Below are 24,132 nucleotides of genomic sequence, written 5' to 3'. Positions count from 1 at the left end.
ATTAGCGTCCCGTTAGACCTCCAGTGGACGAAGGAGGCGGGGACGGTGGCCGGAAACGGTGACCTCATCGCATTGGTAGCGGAAGCCGGTCTCTCCCGGCGTGAACTGGCCCGTTGGGTCAACGCGGTCGCCGAGCGACGCGGGCTGCACCTCGGGTGCAGTCACACCTCGGTGGCCCGTTGGCTGGACGGTGCACAGCCGCGCTGGCCGATTCCGGAGCTGTTGGCCGAGGCTCTCGGCCGACGCCTGGGAAGCGAACTCACGGTCGCGGACCTGGGGCTGCACGACCGGCGGCCACCGAACCCCGACCCCTTCGACGGGCTGAAAGTCGCCCGGACCGCGGCCGAAGTCAGACACGCCGTGGCCGAATTGTCGGAGAGAGACATGAACCGCCGTACCTTCCTGGCCAACACGGCCTTCGGCGTGGGGGCGTTCGCCGCCCCCGCGCTGTTCTGGTCGACCGCGTCCCGGGCCGAAAGTGAGCCCGAGAAGCTCGCCTCGCGCGGCCCCACCACCGTGCGCGACGCGGACGTCCTACGCATCCACCAGACCGTCCTGGCCTTTCGCCGGCTCGACCGGGCACAGGGCGGCGGGGATCTGCGGGACACCGTCGTCAACCACCTCAACGGCGTCGCCCGTACCAAGCTGGCCGGCTCCTACGGGGAGGAGGTGGGTCGCCGGCTGTTCCGCGCGGTCGCCGAACTCACCGAACTGGCGGGCTGGTTGTCCTTCGATTCCGGCCGGCACGCGCTTGCCCAGCGCTACCACATCCAGGCGCTGCGGCTGGCGCAGGCGGCCGACGACCCGGCGTACGGGGCGTACGTGATGGCCAACATGGCCTGCCAGTCGGTGTACCTGGGGCACGGCTGGGAGGCGGTGCAACTGGCCCGGGCCGCCGAACAGGGCGCCGGCGCGAAGCTGGGGCCGCGGGCGCGGGCGATCGTGGCCGCGATGGAGGCGCGCGGCCATGCGGCGCTGGGCGATCGGCGCGGGTGCGAACGGGCGATGGGAATCGCCGAACGGCACCTGGAGGCGGCCGGACCGATCGAGGACGAGCCGTCCTGGTGCAACTACTTCGACGAATCCGAGCTGCAACACGAGTTCGCGCACAGCCATCGCGACCTCGGGCTGCCGGACAAGATCCACGACTTCGCGGGCGAGTCGATCAAACTGCGCCGAGCCGGCGCGTCCCGCCGGTGTGCGCAGGACACCACCTTCATGGCCGCGGCCCACCTGGCCCAGGGCGACTTGGACGCGGCCTGCGGCAAGGCCACCGAGGCGCTGCGGATCGCGGGCAACCTCTCCTCCGCCCAGTGCAACGACTTCCTCGCGGACTTCCGCAGGCGGCTGCGCCCGTACGACAAGGAGCCGATCGCGCGCGCGTTCAACGAGGAGGCGGACCAGGTCATGGGTGACCTGGCCGCCGCCTGAGCGTGCGCTCCACCGTGCCGCCGGTCGACCCGACGCCGGCTCTCGGCTCCGTCGTCGTCTCGTGCGGACCCGTCGCTTCTTCCGGTCCCGTCGCTTCTTCCGGTCCCGTCGTCGGTCGGGCCTTCGGCCTCGTCGTCGGTCAGGCCGACAGCAGCTCTTCCAGTTCCTCTTCGCGATGCGGCGCCGCGACGAACAGCAGTTCGTCGCCGGCCTCGAGCGAGTCGTCCTTGCCGGGAACCAGCACCCGGCCCTCGCGGATGATCGTCACGAGCGCCGTGTCCTCGGGCCACGCCACGTCCCCGACGCGCGTGCCGACGAGGGCGGCGTCGCCCGGGAGGGTCAGCTCGACCAGGTTGGCGTCGCCCTGGCTGAACCGCATCAGGCGGACCAGGTCGCCGACGCTGACCGCCTCCTCCACCAGTGCCGACATCAGCCGCGGCGTGGACACCGCGACGTCCACGCCCCACGCCTCGTTGAACAGCCACTCGTTCTTCGGGTTGTTCACCCGGGCGACCACACGCGGCACCCCGTACTCGGTCTTGGCCAGCAGCGAGACGACCAGGTTGACCTTGTCGTCACCGGTGGCCGCGATCACCACGTTGCAGCGCTGCAGCGCGGCCTCGTCGAGCGAGGAGATCTCACACGCGTCGGCGAGCAGCCACTCGGCCTGCGGCACGCTGTCCACCTTGATGGCGTCCGGTGCCTTGTCGACGAGCAGGACCTCGTGGCCGTTCTCCAACAACTCGGCCGCGATGGAGCGACCCACCGCACCCGCGCCCGCGATTGCGACCCGCATCAGCTCTCCTCCGGCGCTTTTTCGAAGGCCGCCTCGACGGCGGCCACATCCGCCTGGTGCATGACCACATGCACGAGGTCGCCCTCCTGGATCACGGTCTCGGAGGTGGGCAGGATGCCTTCGCCCAAACGGGTGAGGAAGGCGACGCGTGCGCCGGATGCCTGTTCGAGCCGGGTGACCCGGTGGCCCACCCATGCCGAGTTCACGTGCACCTCGGCCAGCTGCACGCTCCCGGACGGGTCGCGCCACAGCGGCTCCGCGCCGCTGGGCAGCAGCCGGCGCAACATCTGGTCCGCGGTCCAGCGCACGGTGGCCACCGTCGGGATGCCCAGGCGTTCGTAGACCTCGGCCCGCCGCGGGTCGTAGATCCGCGCGGCGACGTTCTCCACGCCGAAGGTCTCACGGGCCACCCGCGCCGCGATGATGTTGGAGTTGTCGCCGCTGCTGACCGCCGCGAATGCGCCGGCCTCTTCTATGCCGGCCTCGCGCAGGGTGTCCTGGTCGAAGCCGATGCCCTTGATCCGGCGGCCGGAGAAGTGCGACCCCAACCGGCGGAACGCGGACGGATCGCGGTCGATGACCGCCACCGAATGCCCCAGTTCCTCGAGCGTCTGGGCCAGCGTGGAACCCACGCGCCCGCAGCCCATGATGACGATGTGCACGGCCGTCCTTCCGGATTTGGTCCGTTGTGCCCGGTCTGATGCTCGTTTGTGGTGTTACCAGGGTGGCAGACCTCGCCGAGACGTTACACGTGAGCGCCATACGGCATGCCCCCGACCCGGGGAAAGTCGTTGGGCTTACGATCACCTGCGTGTCAAGACTGACCGATCTGTCCAAACGCATCCTTGTCGGCCGAGCCCTACGCAGCGACAAGCTGTCCGAGACGCTCCTGCCGAAGCGCATCGCGCTGCCCATTTTCGCCTCCGACGCACTGTCCTCCGTCGCATACGCGCCGGACGAGATCCTGCTCACCCTTTCCATGGCGGGAATGGCGACCTACCACTTCTCGTGGAAGGTCGGTCTGGCTGTCGTCGTGGTCATGCTGACCGTCGTAGCCTCCTACCGCCAGAACGTGCACGCCTACCCCAGCGGCGGCGGTGACTACGAGGTCGCGAGCGTCAACCTCGGGCCCAACGCCGGTTTGACGGTCGGTAGCGCGCTGCTGGTCGACTACGTGCTGACCGTGGCGGTGTCGGTCTCCTCGGGGGTGGCCAACATGGCCTCCGCGGTGCCCGCGCTGCAATCGCACAAGGTGCTGTTGGCAGTCGGCCTGGTGCTGTTGTTGATGGCGATGAACCTGCGCGGTGTCCGCGAGTCGGGCAAGCTCTTCGCCGTTCCCACCTACGCGTTCATGGCGGCCATCCTGGGGATGACGCTGTTCGGTCTGATCCGCGGCGCCACCGGCGCGAACATGGAGGCCGAGAGCGCCGGATTCCACATCGAGGCCGAGGACAGCTTCAGCGGTTTCGCGCTCGTGTTCCTGCTGCTGCGCACCTTCTCCTCCGGTTGTGCGGCGCTCACCGGTGTCGAGGCGATCAGCAACGGCGTCCCGGCGTTTCGCAAGCCCAAGAGCAAGAACGCCGCCTCCACGCTGCTGCTGATGGGCACCATCTCGGTGACCATGCTGATGGGCATGTTGGCGCTGGCGAACATGACGAAGGTGCGGTTCGCGGAGAACCCGGCCAGTCAGATCCAGGGAGCGCCCGCCGACTACGAACAAAAGACCGTGGTGGCGCAGGTCGCCGACGCGGTCTTCGGCGGCACGTTCGCGTCGCCGCTGTTCTACCTCGTGCTCGCGGTCACCGGCCTGATCCTGATCCTGGCCGCCAACACCGCGTTCAACGGCTTCCCGGTGCTCGGCTCGATCCTGGCCCAGGACCGCTACCTGCCCCGGCAACTGCACACGCGCGGCGACCGGCTCGCGTTCAGCAACGGCATCATCATGCTGGCCGCGTTCGCGATCGTGCTGATCATCGCGTTCGACGCCGAACCCACCAAGCTGATCCAGCTCTACGTCGTCGGCGTCTTCGTGTCCTTCACGATGAGCCAGGCGGGCATGATCCGGCACTGGACCCGGCACCTGAAGACCGAGACCGACCCGGCCGCCCGCGGCCGGATGATGCGCAGCCGGGTGATCAACGCGTTCGGCCTGTTCATGACCGGCACGGTGCTCGTGATCGTGCTGGTGACCAAGTTCGCCCAGGGCGCCTGGATCGCGATAGCCGCGATGGCCGTGCTGTTCCTGCTGATGAAGCAGATCCGCCGGCACTACGACCGGGTCGCCGCCGAGCTGGCCGCGGTCGAGATCGACGACACCAAGCTGCCCTCGCGCGTGCACGCGATCGTGCTGGTGTCCAAGCTGCACAAGCCGTCCCTGCGGGCACTGGCGTACGCGCGGTACTCGCGGCCCAACGTGGTCGAGGCGGTCACCGTCAACGTCGACCCGGCCGAGACCGAGGCGCTGCGCCGGGAGTGGGACGAGCGCGGGATAGAGGTGCCGCTCAAGGTCCTCGACTCGCCGTATCGCGAGATCACCCGACCGGTGATCGAGTACGTGAAGTCGGTGCGCCGGTCCAGCCCGCGCGACGTGGTGAACGTGTATATCCCCGAGTACGTGGTCGGGCGCTGGTACGAGCAGATCCTGCACAACCAGAGTGCGCTGCGGCTCAAGGGTCGGTTGTTGTTCACGCCGGGTGTCATGGTCACCTCGGTGCCGTGGCAGCTGGAGTCGTCCGAGCGGCTCAAGGAGCCCAAGGCGTGGGTCGCGCCCGGGTCGGTGCGCCGCGGGCCGGCGCGGACGCCGCGGGGCGGGGACGGCAAGCGGGGGGCGGGGGAGCGGCCGGAGACTCGGTCGGAGAGCCGGTCGGAGAATCGATCGGGTGGGGAGTCGTGAGCGTGCGGGTGCGGTGAGCGGCTGGTGCCATCCGGTGGGCGGGCGGTATCGGTTGGGGCGGCGCTGATCGGCGCTGATCGGCGTTGCGCGGCGTTGCGCGGCGGCGGGTGTGTGGACGGCGTGTCACGACGGTGGGCGCGGCTTCTTCGGGTAGGGACTACCCTGGATGCGCGCCCACCTCCGTGAGGCGCTTTCTTTGTGTCGCCGTGTCGTCCCCGGGCGTCGCCGTCGGGCGCCGCCGGCCGAGGGACCACCGAAACCTGTTGATGTTGTACGAGCTGTACGAGGAGTGCCGTGCCTGTCGGATCGACCACCCCCGAATCGGACCAGTCCCTGCGGGGTGAGCGGTACGAGGTCGAGATCGGCCCGGTCGCTCACGGCGGGCACTGCGTGGCCCGCCACGAGGGCCGCGTCATCTTCGTCCGACACGGGCTCCCGGGCGAGCGGGCCGTCGTGCAGATCACCGACGGTGGGCCCACCTCGCGCTTCCTGCGCGGCGACGTGGTCGAGGTGCTGGCCGCTTCCCCGGACCGGATCACCCCCGCGTGCCCGGTGGCCGGCCCCGGCATGTGCGGTGGCTGCGACTGGCAGCACGCCACGCCCGCGGCGCAGCGCCGGCTCAAGGCGGACGTGGTGGCCGAGCAGTTGTTGCGGCTCGGCAAGGTAGACGTGCACGTCGAGGTCGAGGCCGTGGACAGCCCGCCCGGGATGGCCGAGGGCCTCGGCTGGCGCACCCGCGTGCAGTTCACCGTGGACCCGGCCACCGGCCGCGCGGGGCTGCGCAAGCACCGCTCGCACGACGTGCAGCCGATCGACTCCTGCCCGATCGCGGCGCCCGGCGTCGAGGAACTGGGCATCGAGGCGCACGAGTGGCCCGGCGTGGCCTCGGTCGAGGCGGTCTCCGCGACCGGCTCGCTGGACCGCGCGGTCACCGTGGTGCCCGCCGAGGGCGCGGACGGTCGGATGCCGATCGTCGAGCTGAACCGCGCGGTGTCGGTGTTCCGGGCCGACGACAAGGGCCGGGTCCGCAAGGTGCACGGCCGACCGGCGGTGCGCGAGGTGGCCGCGGGACGCACCTGGAAGGTCTCGGCGGGCGGCTTCTGGCAGGTGCACCCGGCCGCGGCCGACGTGCTCGTGCAAGCCGTCGTGGACGGGCTGGAGCCGCGACCGGGCGACCTGGCGCTCGACCTGTACTGCGGAGTCGGGCTGTTCGCGGGCGCGATCTCCGAGCGGCTGGCGGACAGCGACACGATCATCGGGATCGAGAGCTCCAAGCAGGCGGTCGAGGACGCGATCCACAACCTTCGGGACGTGCCGGGTGCGCGCTTCGAGACCGGCACGGTGGAGAAGGTGTTGAGCAGGGCCGGGTTCCTGCGCCGCGCCGACATCGTGGTGCTCGACCCGCCGCGCGCGGGTGCGGGCAAGGCGGTGGTCGAGCGGATCGCGCGACTGACCCCGCGTCGGGTCGCGTACGTGGCGTGCGACCCGGCGGCGCTGGCGCGGGACGTGGCGTACTTCGCGGGCTTCGGGTTCAAGCTGCGGTCGGTGCGGTCGTTCGACCTGTTCCCGAACACGCATCACGTGGAGTCGGTGGCGATCCTGGAGCCGGCGCCTCGGGCGGCGCGACCTCGGCGTTAGCGGTAGCGGTTGCGGTGTCGGCGGTCGCGGTGTCGGGGGCGGGTAGTGCGTTGGGTATGTCGCGCGCGTTGAGCCTGTTGATCCCGTCGAGCCGGTGGAGCCGGTGGAGCCGGTCGAGCCGGTTGAGTCTTTGGAGACTGTCGTGTGTGGTGCGTTGCGTGCGTTGCGCTTGAGGGTTCGCGCGGTGCGTGTGCGCCCTGGTACGTGTGGCGCGTAGTTCGCGCTTGAAGCGGCCGCCCCGATCAAGGTCGGGGCGGCCGTTGCGCGTTGAGAGTGGTTGTGCCCAACATGGCCGGTTCGCCGACCGATCCGGTGTTGGCCGAGCTCGGCACCAGGCATACGGTCGCGATCAGGCGACCGTCTTCGGACGCCTCGATCGGCCGATTGATCGATGGTCTCGGTGGCCCCGGTGGTCTCGGTGGTCTCGGTTTGAACGAAAACGCCGGTATCACTTGAACGAAAACGCCGGTATCACCGGCCCGCCGGTGGACCCATGCGCGTACTGGGTGCGCAACACCTGTGCGCCGGACGGGACTTGGAGCCGCGGCGCGATGTCGGGCGGTGCTTCGGGCCGGGGCCGACTGTCCGGGCCGGGTGCCCGCGTGCCCGTGTGCCCCTGCGGCTCCATGGTGGCGGCCCCGGGGCACGCGCTCGGGGTGTGGGTGTCGAGGAGCGCGGGCGCGGTACCGGTCACGTCGGGTGCGGGGGTGTTTGTGGTTCGGTCCACCAGTCTTCGGCCGGGTGGGTGGCGTAGCGGCTGCCGGGGCGGGGGCGGGGGCGGATCGATGTGGATGGGGTGGTGGGGACACCGCCGGTGGTGGGTGTCGTGGCTGCGGTGGGGGTGGTCACCCACGTGGGTGACATGGGGGTGAGGGGGGTGGCGTCCCGGGCGGTGCCGCCGAGGAGGTCGGGGACGGGCCCGGCGGCGTGCGTGGTGTGCGCGGCGTCGTGGGTGGCCGCCGGGTGATCGCCGATACCGCTGTCGCCGCGTAGGCCGGGGGCGACCCGGATGCCGGTCACCGGGGCGATCGGGGCCGAGGGCGGTGGAGCAGGGCGGCGTGCGCGAGGGCCGATCCCGGCCGGCTGCACCCGGCGCGGTTCCCGGGGCAGCGGGGTGCCCACGACTGCGGGTGCCGGCGGCGCGGACGAGGGCGCGCAAGCGACCGCAGGTGGCGGGAGCAGAGCCGCTGCCGCTGGGGCGGCCGGGGGATCGGGTGGGAGCGGGGCCGGCGGGGTGGCGGCCACGCAGGTGGCCACCGGAGCGGATGGGGGCGGTGGCGCGGGCGCCTCGGGTACGGCGAGCACGTTGGACGCCGGGGATACGTCAGGTACGGCGGGTGCCGGAGGTGCCGGGAGCGCCGGGGTTCCGGGTGGTTCGCAGGACTCCGGCGAGGTGGCGGCCGATGGGGGCGAGGGTCGGTTCGGCGTGTCCGTCGCCGTCGGGACGACTTCGGGGGAGGCGGGATCGACGGGATCGACGGGGCCGGCAGGACCGGCGGGCTCGGTCGTCGAGGCGGTGGCCGCGGTGCACGGGCGGGTCGGGTTCGGGATGCCGGCGGTCGTGGCCGGTTGCGTCGCTCCCGACGCGGCGTCGGCGCGCGGTGGCAGGGGCCGGCCGGACAGCCGCTCGCCGAGGTCGCGATATACGCCCTCCAGGCGCGCGGCGGCGGCCTGGGCGGCCGTGGGGTCGGTGGCGTGCTCCTGGGCCAGGCGCAGGGCGCGGGCCGCCTCGTCGAGGTGCTCGTGCAGCGCGGCGCCCTGGGTGGCGAGCCGATCGGCGGCGTCGGCCAGCGCCTGACAGCGTGCGGTGAAGCGCTCGGCGCCGCCACCGGTCCAGATCTGCGCGCCGCGCCGGCCGGTCTCGGCGAGCGCGTCGCGCAACTCGCCCAGCCGGGCGGCGGCCAGCCGCCAACCGTCGGCCGCCGCGCCGACCTCGCCGGGCCGGGCCGCGTGGATCGCCGCGTACGCATCCACGGCGTCGGGGGCGCTCATCGCGGGGCCGCCGTACGCAGCAGGGTGCCGACCTCGGTCTCGGTGGCGGTGAACCGGTCGGCGGTGCGGCCGAGTTCGGTCCGGGTGGTGGCCAGCTCGGCGCGAATCTGCGCCAGTAGCTCGACCATCCGGGCCGCCGCGCGGCGGTGCCGGTCGGTCAACTCGGCGGCGCCGGGGAGCGCGCCCAGGGCGTCGGTGCCCAGCGCGGTGTCGGCCGCGACCCGGGCGGGCTCGGCGAAGCACCCGCGCGCGAGGTAGTCGGTGCCGATGTTGTGCAAGCGCCGGACGAGTCCGTGCAGTTCGCCGGTATCGACCGCGTAGCCCGTCGTGCCCTCGCCGTCGGTGCGGGACATGCCACCACCCCCTGATATGTGCTTGAGCCGTGTGCTCGTGCTGCCTGCTGCCTGCTCGTGCGTGTGTGTCTGTGTCTGTGTTCCGGTGTTCCGGTGTGTGCCTGTGTGCCTGGTTGCCGGTTGCCCTCGGGTGCCGGGCCGGCGGGAAAGTGACGCTCGTTCGGGAGCCGATCGAGGCGCCTTCTCGGGAAACGATCAGGTTGGCACACGGTCACTCTGGGTGCCGGCTCCCTGTGGACAACCCGGAGCCACATCACCCCGAAGAGTGAAACCCCGCCAAAATCCGCTTGGTTGTCCACAGATTGTTCGATGGCGGGCGATTCATCCGCCGCTCGGGCGCAACCTGGACACGTCGTGAACACACCGGACGGCACTCCGGGCGATCCGGACAAGCACCACACGAGGGAGCGACCATGCACACCATCGAGACCTTCGCCGAACTGGACGACGAGCTGGCCACCGTCGATTCCACGCCACGTGCGCTGGCCGCCGTCGCACTCGCGCTGCACACCGTGCAGGAGGTGGTGCACGCGTGGAGCGGCGAGCCGGACCGGGGCGGCTGCCTGTGTCGGGTCGCCGACGAACTCGGGGACGCCCGGGAGATCATCGGCCGGATCGTGGGCCCCGACGCCGACACGGTCGTTCCGCTGCCGGGCGGGGATCCGGCGGGCGTGCCGATCGCGGGCGCCGCCCGGGTGCTCGGGAGAGTGGCCAAGGTGCTCACCCTGCTGGCCCGGCAGGGGGTGGCGGACAACCCCTGCGGGGACTGGGCCCGGTTGGCGCCCGCCCACCGCCGGGCCTGCGCGGCCGCGTGGGCGATCGTCTTCCGCAACCTGGTTCGGCTGCGTGCGGCCGAGGAGACCGCGACCTGGTCGGGTCGACCGCATCGGCACGCCCCCGCGATCCCGCAGCGCAGGCGACGCGGCACGGCACACGTGCTGCCGTTTCCGGCGCGGCTCGCGTGATCGACTCCCGCGTAGCGCAGGCGATCGGGTCCGGCGTGGTGCGCGTCCTCAAGAGAGGATGGGCACATGGATCTTCGTATTTTCACCGAACCCCAGCAGGGCGCGACCTACGACACGCTCCTGAGCGTGGCCAGGGCCACCGAAGACCTCGGCTTCGGGGCCTTCTTCCGCTCGGACCACTATCTGCACATGAGCGGCGAGGGCCTACCCGGTCCCACCGACGCGTGGATCACCCTGGCCGGCTTGGCCCGGGAGACCAAGCGCATCCGGCTGGGCACGTTGATGACGGCGGCGACGTTCCGCCTGCCCGGCGTGCTCGCGATCCAGGTCGCGCAGGTCGACGCGATGTCCGGCGGTCGGGTCGAACTGGGCCTCGGCGCCGGCTGGTTCGAGCAGGAGCACACCGCATACGGGATCCCGTTCCCGCGCGAGAAGTTCGACCGGCTGGAGGAGCAGTTGCACATCCTGACCGGGCTTTGGGACACCCCGGTCGGCGACACCTTCGACTACGCCGGCCGCTACTACTCGCTGGCCGACTCGCCCGCACTGCCCAAGCCCGCCCAGCACCCGCACCCGCCGATCCTGATCGGCGGCTTCGGCGCCAAGCGCACGCCGGCGCTGGCCGCGCGCTTCGCGAACGAGTTCAACGTCCCGTTCGGATCGGTCCAGACGAGCGCGCAGCAGTTCGGCCGGGTGCGCCACGCGCTCGTCGAGCACGGCCGCAGGGCCGAGGACATGGTCTTCTCGAACGCGCTTGTGGCCTGCGTGGGCAAGGACGACGCCGAGGTGGCCCGGCGCGCCGCGGTGATCGGCCGCGAAACCGCCGAACTCAAGGAGAACGGCCTGGCCGGCTCGCCCGCCGAAGTGGTCGACAAGATCGGCCGGTTCGCCGAGATCGGTTCGACCCGGATCTACTTCCAGATCCTCGATCTGCACGACCTGGACCACCTGGAACTGATCGCCTCGGAGGTGATGTCCCAACTCGGCTGAGCCCACGGGCCGACCGGCCCGGAGCCGTGCGGGCAGGGGGAAAGGGCCCTGTCGCAGCCCGTGCGCTGCGACAGAGCCCTCCTCTCACCCCACCGCCCAGGTGGCCACTGCGGGCGGTCGCTCGGTGTGTTCCCCCGTCGTCAGACGGTCGCGGGCGTGTCCCCGTCGTCCTTGCCGAAGGTGCCGCTGCCGGCAAGCAGCGCGCTGCGGGTGCCACGTGCGCGGTACCACATGACGCCGCCGACGATCAGGAGCGTGCCACCGGCGGTGCCCAGCAGCCGCGGGTCCAGCAGGGCCCCGGTGTGCGCGAGAGCACCGCCGCCACCGCCGTTGCCGCTTCCGGCGGAGGTACCGGAACCGCTGCCGGCCGTGGTGCCCGTGGTCGTACCGGTGGTGGTTCCGGCGGTGGTGCCGGTCGTGCTTCCGGCAGTGTCACCGGCTGTGGTCCCGGCGGTGGTGCCGGTCGTCGTTCCGGACGTCGTTCCGGTGGTGGTGCCCGTCGTCGTACCGGTCGTGGTGCCCGTGGTGGTGCCGGCCGTCGAGCCGTTGGTGGCCCCGGCGTGCGCGAGCTCGATTTTGAAGGGAAGTTCGACCTTGGGCCCGGTCTCGGTCGTGGTGACCGTCAGGACGTAGGCGCCGTCGGTCCAGGGGGCCGCGTCCCGAGGGAAGATGGCGAGGGCGGCCGAGAACAGCCCATGGGCATCCGTCGTGTCCGACCGCAACTCGACCGGGGCGAAGGACGTGTCGTTCTTCCGGGTGATCACGGCCTTGAACGGCGTGTTCGGGGGGAAGTTCGTCAGCGACAGGCTGTAGTTCACCGTGACGCCGGCCGCATCCGGGATGCGAATCCCCTCGTCGAAGACCACGCTCGGGGAAACCGTGGCGACGACGCTCCACGTGTTGCCCGTCATCCGCACGTTCGCGTGCGCGAGGTCGTCCACCAAAACGGCAGAGTTGTCGTCGAGGCACTGCACGCGGACGCGGTGGTCGCCCGGGAGTGCGTTGACGATGAGCTGGGCCGGCGGGGAGAGCACCGGCTTTCGGTCCTCGGGCAGCGTGATGGGGCTGAACGAGCCCAGCCGGACGTTGCCCCCACCGGGCAGGGTCCGCCAGAAGAGGGCCTTGGTCGCCCCGGCCGGGCATGCCTTCGCCGAGGTGATGGTCACCTTCTGCGAGAGGTCGCCCGTGCTGGGACTGATCGTGAGGACGTCGCTGTCGGTCGGCGGGGTCGTGGTCGGTGGGGTGGTGGTCGAAGGCGTGGTGGTGGGCGGCGCGGCCGCGCTCCACGTCTTGCCATCCGCTCCGTCGGCGGTCGTGATGTCGACCGAAGCCGGTTCGCTCAGCAACGTGCCGATGTCGTCGACGCACTGTGCGGTCAACTTGAAGGTGCCGGTGAGGTCGGTTCCCGCCAGGAACAACCGGATCGGCAAGGGGCGGTCGGGAATCCGGTCGGCGGGCAGCGGATCACCGGTCTCACCGCCGATCAGACGGGGTGTGGCCAGAGTGCCTCCGGAGACCGTCCACCGGAAGTTGGTGGCCGGTGCCGCACAGGGCACGTTCGCCTTCATCGTGACCTTGGTATCGATCTTTCCGGTGCCCGGAGCGACGATGATCGTCGGTGTCGGGGAGCCGGGGTCGGCCGCCGCCGCGAGCGTCGGCATCGCCGACATTACGAGCAGCCCGGCTCCGCACGATGCCAGCACGCGCGCGAGTCTTAGGCTCATCTGGTCAACTCCGTTGAGAAGAAAGGAAAACGGGGACGGATCGCGAGTGGGCCACCGGGACGAATCCCGGCGGCCCAAGGCGTTGTCACCGACGCCGCGTCACCACCACAGGCGGGACGAGTCGAGGGTGATCGCGACCGAGGTGGTCGCCTTCGAGTCCGTGCCGGAGAGCACGAGCGTGTGGGAACCGTCGGCCACGGTCGCCGGGAGCGTCAGCAGCGCGCCGCCCCAGGTGCCGTCGGGCGCGATCTGCGGCTGCAGCGAGACCGGGACGGAGGTGCCGTCGGCGGCGCGCACGGCACCGTCCACGTGCTCGCCGGGAGCGAAGCCGCGGAACAGGACCAGACCGAAGCGCAGCGCGCCGAGCTTGGTCGGCAGCGCACGGGCCTCGGGCGAAAGCGAGCTCCACACACCGCCGTTGACCCTCAGGTCGACCGACGCGGGCTCGGTGATGGTCAGCACGCCATCGGCGCCGGTCGTGTAGCACTGGGCGACGAGCTTGTGCGCGACGCCTTCCTGCGTGGCGGAACCGAGCGGGAACAGCGCGCGCAGGCCGACGACCGCGGTGTCCGCGACCTTGTCGGCCGGCAGCGGGGTGCCCAGGAACGAGCCACCGAAGACGCGTTCGTTGGCGTTGGGCGAACGCACGACGAAGCGGAACGCGGTCGCGTCGGGGCCACACGGAACGCTCGCGCGGACGGTCGCCTTGCCGGTCGCGTCGGCCGGGCCGTACAGCGGGCTCACCTTGATGGTGCCCTGCTCGGCGGTCGCGGACGACGAGGGAGCGGCATCCGTGGCGATGGCCGGCACGGAGGCGATCGCGAGCGCGGCCGGAACCGCGACCGTGAGCGCAAGCAGACGACGGAGCTTCATGAAATGCCCTTCCGAGGTCAGTGGGTTCGAGCAAAACAGCACGCGGCGGCCTGTGGGGCATCCGCCGGGGAAACGTCAGGGGCTCGCGATGGCGGACGGATGAGCGATCCGCCACCGGAGGGTGAACACGAGGCGCGGGACTTCGGGAGTGACGTCGAGAGACCGATCACGACCTCGGCTCCGCGTCGTACGGTCGCGGATCCGGCTCGTGAAGCATCGATCAGGGAGCGAAGTCGAACATGCTTGCGATCGGTCGCCGCTTCGCAGCCGCGGCCCAGGCGATGAAGTTGGCAACGGTGGCGTGATGGTTGCCGTCGCCGCAGTCGTGAACGCAATACACGGTGTGGCCCACATGAGCCGTTGATCGGCGCAGTCGGATCAAGACCGCCTGTGTTGCGAGGCCACGCAGCGCCCCGAGGCCGTGTGCAACATGACCGGCCGGCTTGCCGGTGTCGATCCCACCGGCGGCCACGCCGGAATCATGCGGGGACAGGCCGTCCCGGGTCCCCCGACCCGGGACGGCCCGTCACCGATCACGTGTTTTTGAGCAGGTCGGGCGTGGGTCAGACGACGAAGCCGAAGGTGGTCCAGATCGCCTGCTGCGCCGGGGCCTTGGCCCAGTTGATGAACGCGATGGTGTCCGTGTCGCTCTCGGTGTCCGCCGGGTCGTAGACGAAGTACACGTTGCGGTTGCCGACGAAGCCGCTCGCGTTCGGCGCCTTGCCGTCGATGCTGCGCGGGGTGAAGCCATTGGTGTGGTTGGTCACGCCCGACGCGGGGTTGGTCTGCTCGCCGTACGCGGCCTGCGAGAAGGGGATGATCGCGTCGGTCGAGGTGATCTGCGGCGCGTCGCCGCGGTTCTCCTGCGCGGTCTGGATCACGGTCGCGGCGCAGGCGCCGTTGGCGGCCGAGGTCGGGTCGAAGCCACCGAGCACCTTGTCGATGAACTCCTGGCGGGTGCCGGAACCGGCCTGCGGGATGTGCTTTTGGATCGCACCCGACAGGCTCGGGTTGATCTGGCTCCAGTTGGTGATCGAGCAGTCGTAGATGCCGTGCAGCTGCGCCGAGGTCAGGCCGGCGGGCGCGCCGACCTTCTTGGTGGCCCAGGTGACGGCGTCGCCGGCGACCCGGGTGAAGGTCAGCGTGGTCTCGGGGGTGCCGGCCTTCGGGCCACGCGAGGAGCGAACGAAGCTCAGGCAGTTGGCACTGGTGCCGGCGCGCTCGGCCAGCAGCGCGTTGATGCCGGCGCCCGAGCCGTTCGGCCACGGGTTCTTGCCGGCACCGTACTGGGTGTCACAGGCGGCCTTGCCGGTCGCCTGGCCACCGGCGGGGACGCCGGCGTTGACGGTTATCCAGTTGTTGCCACCCGGGTCGACGTTGGCGGCATAGTCCGAGGTGAGCGCCGCGGTGACGTTCTGCAGCGTGTCCGAACCGGCGTTGACGTACGTGGCCGCGTTCGCCGAGGCGTTGGCGCCGACGACGAGCGCCATGGCGGCGGTCGCGGTGCCCAGTACGGTGGCGGTCTTGCGCATGCTGAAGACGCTGGACATTCGAAGTCTCAACTCTCTCTTGGCATCTGCTGGCCATCGACCGCAGTGGCCGACGCCGACAACGCTGCCGGCGGCTTGATCGTCGTGGGATGTCCGGCAGGGAAACGGGATCGGGCTGCGCGAGGCGTCGACGCGAACGGACCGCGCCTGTAACGGAAACCGGACACACCGGAACCTCTGCGGCACGGATACGACGCCTGCCGTACACCCTCGGCACCGGTTGTTTCCGTAGCGGACAGTTGCCGAGGGGCTGCGCTCTGGTTGTCTCCAGGCGAGGGGCATCCGGCTTGATCGCCGGGCGACATGACGAACCGTCAGGTCGGTTCGCCACCCGCTTCCAGGAGCCGAAAGCCATGGCACACCCGCCCGTGTTCGCACCCGAGTCGCCGGAACTCATCGATGCGCCCCGGCGGATCGCGGTACGTCGGACCAGGGCCGATCACGCGTTCCGCTGGACCACGCGCGGCGTGGCGATCCTGGTCCTGGGGTTGCTCGCCGCGATCGGTGGCTACCTGCTCTACCAGGGCAGCAGCGCGCTCGACCGGGCCGGCTGGGGATTCCTCACCGAGGACGTGTGGGAACCCAAGAGCGGCACCTTCGGCGTGCGCGGCCTGCTCACCGGCACGGTCCTCGTGGCCATCGTCGCGCTCGTCGTCGCGGTGCCCATCGCACTCACCGCCGCCCTGTACATCACCGAGTTCGCCCCCCGGCGTCTACGCGGGGTGCTCACCTCGATCGTCGACCTGATGGCCGCGGTGCCGAGCATCATCTACGGCATCTTCGGCTTCTTCGTGCTGCAACCCCAACTGATCCCGGTCAGCCGGTGGTTGGCCACCAACCTGGACTTCCTGCCGATCTTCGAGATCCGCACGATCGACGTGAAGGCCCGCTTCGTGGACAGCCAGTTCAGCTCCTCGCTGTTCATCTCCGGCGTCGTGGTGTCCACCATGGTCATCCCGATCTGCTGCTCGGTCAGCCGCGAGGTCTTCGGCCAGGCGCCGCCCGGCGAGAAGGAGGGCGCGCTCGCGCTCGGCGCCACCCGCTGGGGGGTGATCCGCGCGGTGGTCCTGCCGTTCGGACGCGGCGGCATGATCGGCGGCGTCATGCTCGGCCTGGGCCGAGCCCTGGGCGAGACCATCGCCGTCGCGATGATCATCTCGTTCAACACCGACTTCTCCTTCCGCATCCTCGACGGCCAGGGCTCGACGATCTCCTCGTTGATCGTCCTGAAGTACGGCGAGGCCGACACCGAGTCGATCTCCGCGCTGATGGCCGCCGGCCTCGCGCTCTTCGTCCTCACCCTCGCCGTCAACACCGTCGCCGGCGTCCTTGTCGCCCGCTCGCGCAGCGGCAAGTCCACCGAGATCTGAGCAACGACGCACAGCGGCCCCGGCTCCACCAGACCCACCACCGAGGGGATCCACGACGATGACCGTCACCGAGCCGATCGTTCGGCCCGGGCCCGACGCGCCGCCGCCCGCGCCCGCGCCGCGACCACCGGAGGAAGCCCGCGTGGCACTGCGCCGCGTGGCCCCCGACGACATCGGCGTCGCACTCGGCGCCGCGGTCGCCGGCGCGAGCTTCGCGTGGGTGCTGTACGGGCGGATCCTGCCGGTCGCCGGCTGGCAGGGCTACCTGATCACCGCCTACGCGAGCTTCCTGCTGCTGTACGCGATCGCCACCCGCATGCGCCTGGACCGAGTGGCCGCCAGTGACCGGGTGGCCGGCGCGGTCATCTCCACCGGCGCGGCCCTGATGGTCGGCACGGTGGTCACCGTCATCGGGTACGTCTTCGTCAAGGGCTTCGGCCGGATCCTGCACACCGACTTCTTCACCGCCACCCAGCGGCACTTCAGTGCGCTCAGCGCCGACGGGGTCGCGGTCGGCGCCGCGCACGCCGTCGTAGGCACGTTCGAACAAATGGGCATCGCGATCGTGCTGAGCGTTCCGCTCGGGGTGATCGCCGCCATCTACATGAACGAGGTCGGCGGCCGGTTCGCCGTGGTGGTGCGGGTGGTCGTGGAGGCGATGACCGCGATCCCCTCGGTGGTCGCGGGCCTGTTCGTCTACGCCTTCTTCGTCATCTCGCTCGGCCAGGGCTTCTGCGGCCTCGCCGCCGGCCTGGCGCTGTCGGTGGAGATGATGCCGGTGGTCACGCGCGCCACCGAGGTGGTGTTGCGCCTGGTACCCAACGGGCTGCGCGAGGCGTCGTTGGCATTGGGCGCGGGGGAGTTCCGCACCCTGTGGAACGTCGTACTGCCCACCGCCCGCAGCGGCCTGGTCACCGCCGTCATCCTCGGCTGTGCCCGCGTGGTCGGCGAGACCGCGCCCGTACTGCTGGTCGCGGGCGGCGGCGCGGGGATGAACTGGAACCCCTTCAGTGGTGTGCAGACCTCGCTGCCGTACTTCATCTGGGTGAACTACAAGTCGCCCAGCGACGAGCTCAACTCCCTCGCCTGGGGAGCCGGCGTGACCTTGCTGCTCATCGTCCTCGTGTTGTTCTCGCTCGCGCGCCTGATCGGCGGTCGCGCCCCCGGCGAGTCCGGTCGTCGCAAGCGGCGGCGCGCCACCGCCGTCGCCAAGTCCCTCACCCCGGAGCCCACTTCATGACCAGGATCACGCGCCTGCCCGGGCGCCTGCTACGGCTGGCGATCGTGTCCGCGCTTGCCGTCCCCCTGCTCGCCCTGCCGACCGGCACCGCCTCGGCCGCCACCGGTATCCACGGCAGCGGTTCCACCTGGAGCTCGCCCGCGACCATGCAGTGGGCGGCCGACGTCGCCGCCCGCGGCCTCGCGGTCGACTACACGCCCAACGGGTCCACCGCCGGTCGCACCGACTTCATGAACCACCTGGTGGACTTCGCGGTCTCCGAGATCCCGTTCCAGGGCAACTACGTCGACCGCACCGGCGCGGCCACCAACGAACTCGCGGCCCTGGCCAACTCGAACACCAAGTTCAAGTACCTGCCGATCGTCGCCGGCGGCACCTCGTTCATGTACAACCTGAAGATCCGCGGTCAGCAGGTCCGCAATCTCCAGCTGTCCCCGCGCACCATCGCCGGAATCTTCACCAATCGCATCAGGGTGTGGAACGACCAGGCGATCAAGGCCGACAACCCGGCGCTGTCGTTGCCGGCGACCCCGATCACCCCGGTCGTGCGCTCCGACGGCTCCGGCACCAGTGCGCAGTTCACCGCGTTCTTGACCAACCAGGTCAACGACGTCTGGCGACCGTTCTTCCCCGGCGGAATGACCTCGGAGTTCCCGGTCAAGGGCGCGACCAAGGCACAGGCCGGCTCCGAAGGCGTGGCCAACTACGTGGCGGCGGGATACGGCGAAGGCGCGATCACCTACGTCGAGACCGCCTACGCCATCCAGCGTCAGTTCCCGGTGGCCTCGATCAAGAACGCCGCCGGCGTCTACACCCAACCCACCTCGGACGCGGTGTCGATCGCGCTCACCAAGGCCCGGTTGAACCCGGACAGTACGCAGATCCTGGACGACGTCTACACCAACCCGGATCGGCGTGCCTACCCGATCTCCAGCTACAGCTACATGATCGTGCCGGCCGCCAAGCAGTTCTCCTTCGACGAGTCCAAGGGCGAAACGCTCGGCAGGTTCATCAAGTACTTCCTGTGCGCCGGGCAGGGGCAGGCACCGCGACTGGGCTACTCACCGCTGCCGCCCAAACTGGTGAGCTTCGGCTACGACGCCATCAAGTCGATCCCCGGCGCACCGGACCCGGGCGCACTGCCGGCGAACCTGAACAAGCCGACCAAGGCGGATTACGACGCCTGCCCGAACCCGACCTTCGACCCCGCCTGGGTGCCGCCGGACCAGAAGAACCAGCAGCAGCAACAGCAACAGCAGAACGGTCCCGGCGGGGGGAACAACCAGAACAACGGTAACGGGAACGGAAGCGGGGACGGGAACACCCCCAAGCCCGGCGACACGCCCGGCGCGGCCACCCCCGGCGGTCAAGGCCAGGACGGTGCGGGCGGTGCCACCCCCGACCAGGGCACCGGCGAAGTCTTGGCCGGCGGCGACAAGTCCGGCTCCGCCGGGCCGGTCAGCGCAGGATCGGTGGACGCCGGTGACTCGCCGCCGCTGCCACCGGTGTGGTTCTACGCCCTCACGCTGGTCTGCCTGGCGGCGGCGGTGTTCGGTGCGCCGTTCCTGTACAGCCGCCTCGGCCGAGGGAGTGGTGGGCCCGATGTCGGTTGAGTCGGGTGGCCGGGAGATGTCCGGTCCGTGCGCCACAGACGAACTTTCGAACACCGTGCCGGTTTCGGCTCCCCCGGTACCGCCGCGCCGCGCGAGGATCGGCGCGGGTCGTCCTCGTCGGGAGACGGTCCCGAATGCGAGTGAGAGAAGTGGAGTTGCCGTGAGCGGCATCGAACGATCCACCACTTCGCAAGGCCGGGCGCTGACCGTTGCCGGTGTCCTCGCGTTGTGCGTCGCGCTGTTCTCGGGATGGCTGAGCGTGGTTGCCACCGGTTCGGCCGCCGCGGCCGAACCGGGCCGCCCGACCGTGACCGTGTCGCAGAGTACGAACCTGGTGAACCAGCGAATCCTGGTCAAGTGGACCGGATTCACCCTGGCCGCCGATACCAACGCCGTGGTCGTGATGCAGTGCAAGGGCACCGCGCCCAAGGCCCGGGACTGCTGGGCTCCGCGCTGGACGCGAAACGGTGAGGAGATCGGTCAGCCCGACGGGTCCTCGCCGGGAGCGGCCACCAAGCAGACCGGACTGCCCACCGCCGCGGACGGGTCCGGGCAGGTGTGGCTCCAGGTGCGGCCGGCCCTGCGGTTGACCGAACTGGGCTGCACCGACCGGCAGCTGTGCTCGGTCGTGGCGTTCGTGATGCCCGCCGACGGAAGCACCGTCTCCTCGTTCCGGCCGAAGGCGAACATTCTCCTGGGCGAAGGCTTCGGGCCCTTGGACACCGACATGGAGCTGGCGTTTGCCGCCGGCCAGGCCGCGGTCACGCCACTGTCGTTCGTACCCGCCCCCGACGTCTGCCCCGGCATGGAGCACCCGGACCTCTCGGTCAACGGTGCCGGCGAGTTCACCCAGGCGGGCGCCTCGTGGGTGTTCGGGCTGTGCACCGCCCGGACGAACACCGTGAACATGACGGTGAGCGCCGGCTCCGGACCCAGCGGTCGTGAGGTCTTCCTCAGCGACGGAGTCGACATCGGCGTCACCCAGCAGCCCATCGGCGGCGCGCTGGATCAGGCCAGACCGGTGGCGCTGGGGGGCGTCCGAGACAAGGCCAAGACCGTGTACGCGCCCTTGACCAACGGTGCGTTGGCCTTCTCGTTCAACATCGACGACACCCGAACCCGCCTACCGATCACGTCGATGAAACTCACCCCTCGACTGATCGCGAAGCTGATCACCGGCGCCTACCAGGCCGCGCCGCATGGGCCGAACGCGATCGTGTATCTGGCCAACGACCCCGAATTCAAGGCCATCAACGAGGCCCGCAACTGGCCCCTGGACCTGCGCACGCCGATCCTGCGCGGCGTCCAGGACGACACGATCTGGGCGCTGACGTCGTGGCTCGCGTCCGATCCGGAGACCGTCACCTGGCTCTCCGGCACACCCGACGCCAACGGCGTCGTGTGCCCGCCGGACTGGCGGATCGGCGCGGCGAACTACCCGATGGCGGTGTACACCAACCGGCTGGAGATGCTCACCAACACGAACGTGCCGCAGACCGTGTACGAGGACATCGTCAACCGGCTCGGCAACTCGATCCCGACCAACCGCACCATGACCGAGACCGGGCCCAAGGACATCGGCCAGGACAAGTACGGCTACCACAACGTCATGGCGATCACCTCGGTCGAGGCGGCCGCCCGGATGGGCACCCCGGTGGCCAAGCTTCGCAACGCGGCGGGCAACTTCGTCGACCCGACCGACCCCGCGACCGTCCGCGCCGGCCTCGCCGCCGCCAAGCCCGGGCCGGACGGGGTCACGCTCACCAACGACTACCGCAGCACCGTGGCCAACGCCTATCCGCTCACCATCACCAACGTGGCGATGGTCTCCACGGACAAGCTCACCGCCGCCAAGGCCGGCAAGATCGACGCCTTCCTCGCCTACGCGGCGACCGCCGGTCAGGTGCAGACCGGCAGCTTCCAGCCCGGCGCACTCCCGCCCGGCTACGTCCCGCTCGGCGACGCGCAGAAGCAGCAGATCACCGACGCCCGCAAGAAGATCGCCGACGCGCCCAAGTGGACCGGCGAGACGCCGCCGCCCACCACCGCACCGGTCGACCAGGGCAACAACGCCGCCGGTTCGGCGGGGACGAGCACCGGGAACAACGGCGGCCCGAACACCCCGGGCCCGGCCGACCCCACCGGCACCCCGACCGCGGCGCCCTCGGCCTCGCCCTCCACCACTCCCGTCGGCGCAGCCGCCCCGCCCGCCGACAAGGGCCCGTTCCCCCCGGTCGCCAACCTGATCAAGGACGCGCTCGACGGCGACCCGTCCGCGGTCGTACTGCTGGTCCTGATGTGCGTCAGCGGCGCCGCGCTGATCGCCTGCCCGGTACTGCTCTCGCTCGGACACAAGCGCCGCACCGGCGGGTGGCCACCACCAGTGGCCGCCGTCCTGCGCCTGATCGGTCGCCAGGGGGCCGCCGCATGAGCGCCGACACCGTCGCCAAGGTGCCCGCGACCGCGCCGGCGCCCGCACCCGCGACCGAACAGGCGCCCGCGAGCGCGCCCGCAGGCACCGGCGGGCAACCGCCGGCGCCCGCGGGCAAACCCCGCACGGAGCGCGCGGACCCGTACACGATCGCCGGCGCCTCGGTCGCCCTGCTCGCCCTGCTCATCGCGGGCTTCGTCGGCTACCTGTACGTCGTCTCCAACATCCAACAGGCCCGCGACCAGAGCATCCTGGCCGACCGGCTCTCCGACGAGCTCTACCGCGACGTCGGCCCGCTCGGCGGCACCATCGACAAGGGCAGCCCGGTCGCGATGCTGCGCATCCCCGCGATCGGCGTGCGCCAGGTCGTGGTCGAGGGCACCACCGCGGACTCGCTCGCCAAGGGACCCGGACACCTGCGCACCAGCGGCCTGCCCGGCCAGGGCGGGCACAGCGTGATCATGGGCCGCTCGCACACCTTCGGCGGCCCGTTCCGGGACCTCGCCGAGCTGCGCGTCGGCCAACGCATCGAAGCCACCACCCAACAGGGCGAGTTCACCTACAAGGTGATCGAGCGCCGGCACGTCGCCAACGGCAAGGACGACGTGCTCGCGCCCGGCCGGGAGAACCGGCTCGTACTGATCACCGCCGACTCGTGGATCCGCCCCGGTGGGCGCACCGTCGTCATCGCCGAACTGCAGGGCGCCCCCAAGGCCCAGGAGGGTCGCCGTCCGCAAGGTCTACGCGCGGACGAGAAGGGCACCGGCGGCTACGCGGACGCCGGCGTGCGGCTGCTGCTGTGGGCACAGGCGTTCACGCTCGTGCTCGTCGTCCTGGTCTGGGCGCTGCGCCGCAATCCCGATCGCCGAGTCACGCTCCTGCTCGGCACCCCGGTCGTGCTCGCCGTCGTGTGGGCACTGTACGAATCCGCCGCTCGCGTACTCCCGGCGACGCTCTGACGCCGGTTCTCCTCCCGTCCCACTCCACACCCCGGAGGCTCCGCACGTGACCAGCCCGGACAGCGGTGCGACGACTCTCGCTCCCGCAGCCCAGACCCAGCCCTTACCGGCTCAATCCGCCGGCGGGCGTGGCTCGACGCTCACCGCGGAGGCCGTCAGCGCCTGGTTCGGCACCCACAAAGTGCTCGAACGCGTCGACCTCGTGATGGCGGCCAACTCGGTCACGGCCCTGATCGGGCCGTCCGGCTGCGGCAAGTCCACCTTCCTGCGCATCCTCAACCGGATGCACGAACTCGTGCCCAGCGCGCAACTCGCCGGCCGGGTCCTGCTCGACGGCGAGGACATCTACGACTCCACCCGCCGCCCGATCGAGACCCGGCGACGGGTGGGGATGGTCTTCCAAAAGCCCAACCCGTTCCCGGCGATGTCCATCTACGACAACGTGGTCGCCGGCCTGAAGCTGACCGGCGTGCGCAACGCCGACAAGGACGCCGTCGTGGAGTCCTCGCTGGTGCGGGCCGGCCTGTGGATGGAGGTGAGAAACAGGCTCAGGCAACCCGGCGGCGCGCTCTCCGGAGGCCAGCAGCAACGTCTGTGCATCGCCCGCTCACTGGCGGTCGACCCGGACGTGCTGCTCATGGACGAGCCGTGCTCGGCGCTCGACCCCACCTCCACGCGGCGGATCGAGGACACCATCGGCGAACTGCGCAACGACATCACCATCGTCATCGTCACCCACAACATGCAGCAGGCCCAACGCGTATCCGACCACTGTGCGTTCTTCCTCGCGGCGGAGAACACCCCCGGCCACATCGTCGAGGCCGGACCCACCACCGCGATCTTCGGCACACCCCGCGACCCTCGGACGGCCGACTATGTCGCCGGTCGCTTCGGATGAGTCGCGGGCCCCGGACGGCACGCCGGAACGGCACGCGCGCTACGACGTCCACCTGGACGCCGAGCAGCACGTGCGGTGGCGGCTCATCGCCCCGAACGGACGCGTGCTCGCGCGGTCCGCTCGGGGCCATGTCACGGCGGGGGCCTGCCGCATCGAGCTGGACCGGCTACGTCGCCGGGTGGTCGACCTCGTGCCCGTGATCGGACGAGCCACGGGCGCACCGGGCTGGTTCTGGAGCGTGGCTCTCGAACCCAGCGCCCCCGTCGCGTTGTCGGCCCGCACCTACGAGCGCCTGGAGAGCTGCCAGGTGTCCTACGAGAGATTCGTCCGCCTGCTGACCGTCACCGAGCCCGACGACTGGTGACCCGGGCCGCGCGCCCGCCGCGATCGCGACGATCGTGGCGGCGCGCCCCCCG

General features: G+C 70.8%; 20 protein-coding genes. 12 read left to right on the top strand and 8 right to left on the bottom strand.

Annotated elements, in window-relative coordinates:
• Positions 1 to 45 precede the first annotated feature (45 nt).
• Positions 46 to 1,431, top strand: a complete 1,386-nt coding sequence (locus tag ACZOOI_RS06400; protein ID WP_465279841.1) for a hypothetical protein — start codon at positions 46 to 48, stop codon at positions 1,429 to 1,431.
• 139 nt (positions 1,432 to 1,570) lie between these two features.
• On the opposite strand, the gene ACZOOI_RS06395 is transcribed toward ACZOOI_RS06400, so the two are convergent.
• Together ACZOOI_RS06395 and ACZOOI_RS06390 are read right to left on the bottom strand one after the other, a co-directional pair.
• Entirely contained in the window at positions 1,571 to 2,227 is a 657-nt protein-coding gene (locus ACZOOI_RS06395; protein WP_078974936.1) for a potassium channel family protein, read from the bottom strand.
• Positions 2,227 to 2,889, bottom strand: a complete 663-nt coding sequence (locus tag ACZOOI_RS06390) for a potassium channel family protein (protein ID WP_465279840.1) — start codon at positions 2,887 to 2,889, stop codon at positions 2,227 to 2,229. The genes ACZOOI_RS06395 and ACZOOI_RS06390 overlap by 1 nt, the downstream gene beginning before the upstream one ends.
• A gap of 149 nt (positions 2,890 to 3,038) precedes the next feature.
• Between ACZOOI_RS06390 and ACZOOI_RS06385 the strand changes: the two genes are divergently transcribed.
• Positions 3,039 to 5,120 carry an APC family permease gene (locus tag ACZOOI_RS06385; RefSeq protein ID WP_465279839.1) on the top strand — a complete coding sequence of 694 codons (2,082 nt, stop codon included), beginning with the start codon at positions 3,039 to 3,041 and terminating at the stop codon, positions 5,118 to 5,120.
• Between the two features lie 294 nt (positions 5,121 to 5,414).
• The gene (locus tag ACZOOI_RS06380; protein WP_465279838.1) at positions 5,415 to 6,758 is read left to right on the top strand and encodes a class I SAM-dependent RNA methyltransferase; all 1,344 of its coding nucleotides are present in this window, start codon (positions 5,415 to 5,417) and stop codon (positions 6,756 to 6,758) included.
• A gap of 690 nt (positions 6,759 to 7,448) precedes the next feature.
• Here the strand turns inward: ACZOOI_RS06380 and ACZOOI_RS06375 are convergent.
• Together ACZOOI_RS06375 and ACZOOI_RS06370 are read right to left on the bottom strand one after the other, a co-directional pair.
• Positions 7,449 to 8,750 (bottom strand): hypothetical protein, encoded by a 1,302-nt coding sequence (locus tag ACZOOI_RS06375; RefSeq protein WP_465279837.1) that lies wholly within the window; start codon positions 8,748 to 8,750, stop codon positions 7,449 to 7,451.
• Entirely contained in the window at positions 8,747 to 9,103 is a 357-nt protein-coding gene (locus ACZOOI_RS06370; RefSeq protein WP_465279836.1) for a hypothetical protein, read from the bottom strand. The genes ACZOOI_RS06375 and ACZOOI_RS06370 overlap by 4 nt, the downstream gene beginning before the upstream one ends.
• 413 nt (positions 9,104 to 9,516) lie before the next feature.
• On the opposite strand from ACZOOI_RS06370, the gene ACZOOI_RS06365 reads away from it, so the two are divergent.
• Together ACZOOI_RS06365 and ACZOOI_RS06360 are read left to right on the top strand one after the other, a co-directional pair.
• The gene (locus tag ACZOOI_RS06365; protein ID WP_465279835.1) at positions 9,517 to 10,068 is read left to right on the top strand and encodes a hypothetical protein; all 552 of its coding nucleotides are present in this window, start codon (positions 9,517 to 9,519) and stop codon (positions 10,066 to 10,068) included.
• A gap of 66 nt (positions 10,069 to 10,134) precedes the next feature.
• On the top strand, positions 10,135 to 11,058 hold the full coding sequence (locus ACZOOI_RS06360; protein WP_465279834.1) for an LLM class F420-dependent oxidoreductase: 924 nt from the start codon (positions 10,135 to 10,137) through the stop codon (positions 11,056 to 11,058).
• Between the two features lie 140 nt (positions 11,059 to 11,198).
• On the opposite strand, the gene ACZOOI_RS06355 is transcribed toward ACZOOI_RS06360, so the two are convergent.
• The 4 genes from ACZOOI_RS06355 to ACZOOI_RS06340 all read right to left on the bottom strand — a co-directional run bounded on the left by ACZOOI_RS06355 (position 11,199) and on the right by ACZOOI_RS06340 (position 15,187).
• Positions 11,199 to 12,860 (bottom strand): hypothetical protein, encoded by a 1,662-nt coding sequence (locus ACZOOI_RS06355; RefSeq protein ID WP_465279833.1) that lies wholly within the window; start codon positions 12,858 to 12,860, stop codon positions 11,199 to 11,201.
• 21 nt (positions 12,861 to 12,881) lie between these two features.
• The gene (locus ACZOOI_RS06350) at positions 12,882 to 13,655 is read right to left on the bottom strand and encodes a hypothetical protein (protein WP_465279832.1); all 774 of its coding nucleotides are present in this window, start codon (positions 13,653 to 13,655) and stop codon (positions 12,882 to 12,884) included.
• A 220-nt stretch (positions 13,656 to 13,875) separates the two neighbouring features.
• Complete coding sequence (locus ACZOOI_RS06345; protein WP_465279831.1) at positions 13,876 to 14,127, bottom strand: hypothetical protein; 252 nt, start codon at positions 14,125 to 14,127, stop codon at positions 13,876 to 13,878.
• 91 nt (positions 14,128 to 14,218) lie between these two features.
• A complete protein-coding gene (locus tag ACZOOI_RS06340; RefSeq protein WP_396008479.1) occupies positions 14,219 to 15,187 on the bottom strand; it encodes a PstS family phosphate ABC transporter substrate-binding protein in 969 nt (322 codons plus the stop codon).
• Between the two features lie 371 nt (positions 15,188 to 15,558).
• Here ACZOOI_RS06340 and pstC point away from each other — a divergent pair, with 371 nt between their 5' ends.
• The 7 genes from pstC to ACZOOI_RS06305 all read left to right on the top strand — a co-directional run bounded on the left by pstC (position 15,559) and on the right by ACZOOI_RS06305 (position 24,080).
• On the top strand, positions 15,559 to 16,575 hold the full coding sequence (pstC, locus tag ACZOOI_RS06335; protein WP_465279830.1) for a phosphate ABC transporter permease subunit PstC: 1,017 nt from the start codon (positions 15,559 to 15,561) through the stop codon (positions 16,573 to 16,575).
• A gap of 58 nt (positions 16,576 to 16,633) precedes the next feature.
• Positions 16,634 to 17,815 (top strand): phosphate ABC transporter permease PstA, encoded by a 1,182-nt coding sequence (gene pstA / locus ACZOOI_RS06330; RefSeq protein WP_465279829.1) that lies wholly within the window; start codon positions 16,634 to 16,636, stop codon positions 17,813 to 17,815.
• On the top strand, positions 17,812 to 19,428 hold the full coding sequence (gene pstS / locus ACZOOI_RS06325) for a phosphate ABC transporter substrate-binding protein PstS (RefSeq protein WP_465279828.1): 1,617 nt from the start codon (positions 17,812 to 17,814) through the stop codon (positions 19,426 to 19,428). Before pstA ends, pstS begins: the two co-directional genes overlap by 4 nt.
• Positions 19,429 to 19,588: 160 nt before the next feature.
• Entirely contained in the window at positions 19,589 to 21,859 is a 2,271-nt protein-coding gene (locus tag ACZOOI_RS06320; protein ID WP_465279827.1) for a hypothetical protein, read from the top strand.
• Entirely contained in the window at positions 21,856 to 22,818 is a 963-nt protein-coding gene (locus tag ACZOOI_RS06315; protein ID WP_465279826.1) for a sortase, read from the top strand. Before ACZOOI_RS06320 ends, ACZOOI_RS06315 begins: the two co-directional genes overlap by 4 nt.
• A gap of 181 nt (positions 22,819 to 22,999) precedes the next feature.
• Positions 23,000 to 23,716, top strand: coding sequence for a phosphate ABC transporter ATP-binding protein (locus tag ACZOOI_RS06310; RefSeq protein WP_465281128.1), 717 nt, complete (start codon positions 23,000 to 23,002; stop codon positions 23,714 to 23,716).
• Positions 23,694 to 24,080 (top strand): YegP family protein, encoded by a 387-nt coding sequence (locus tag ACZOOI_RS06305; RefSeq protein ID WP_355529452.1) that lies wholly within the window; start codon positions 23,694 to 23,696, stop codon positions 24,078 to 24,080. The genes ACZOOI_RS06310 and ACZOOI_RS06305 overlap by 23 nt, the downstream gene beginning before the upstream one ends.
• Positions 24,081 to 24,132 lie beyond the last annotated feature (52 nt).

The organism is Embleya sp. L77, assembly GCF_055557415.1.
The sequence above is the reverse complement of the archived record's forward strand: the minus strand, read 5'-3'. Positions and strand labels throughout refer to the sequence as shown.

Coding starts and splice junctions, on each gene's coding strand:
- pstA (WP_465279829.1), top strand. CDS start 16,634: ATGACCGTCACCGAGCCGATCGTTCGGCCCGGGCCCGACGCGCCGCCG.
- ACZOOI_RS06370 (WP_465279836.1), bottom strand. CDS start 9,103: ATGTCCCGCACCGACGGCGAGGGCACGACGGGCTACGCGGTCGATACC.
- pstC (WP_465279830.1), top strand. CDS start 15,559: ATGGCACACCCGCCCGTGTTCGCACCCGAGTCGCCGGAACTCATCGAT.
- ACZOOI_RS06305 (WP_355529452.1), top strand. CDS start 23,694: ATGTCGCCGGTCGCTTCGGATGAGTCGCGGGCCCCGGACGGCACGCCG.
- ACZOOI_RS06360 (WP_465279834.1), top strand. CDS start 10,135: ATGGATCTTCGTATTTTCACCGAACCCCAGCAGGGCGCGACCTACGAC.
- ACZOOI_RS06315 (WP_465279826.1), top strand. CDS start 21,856: ATGAGCGCCGACACCGTCGCCAAGGTGCCCGCGACCGCGCCGGCGCCC.
- ACZOOI_RS06365 (WP_465279835.1), top strand. CDS start 9,517: ATGCACACCATCGAGACCTTCGCCGAACTGGACGACGAGCTGGCCACC.
- pstS (WP_465279828.1), top strand. CDS start 17,812: ATGACCAGGATCACGCGCCTGCCCGGGCGCCTGCTACGGCTGGCGATC.
- ACZOOI_RS06340 (WP_396008479.1), bottom strand. CDS start 15,187: ATGCGCAAGACCGCCACCGTACTGGGCACCGCGACCGCCGCCATGGCG.
- ACZOOI_RS06375 (WP_465279837.1), bottom strand. CDS start 8,750: ATGAGCGCCCCCGACGCCGTGGATGCGTACGCGGCGATCCACGCGGCC.
- ACZOOI_RS06395 (WP_078974936.1), bottom strand. CDS start 2,227: ATGCGGGTCGCAATCGCGGGCGCGGGTGCGGTGGGTCGCTCCATCGCG.
- ACZOOI_RS06350 (WP_465279832.1), bottom strand. CDS start 13,655: ATGAAGCTCCGTCGTCTGCTTGCGCTCACGGTCGCGGTTCCGGCCGCG.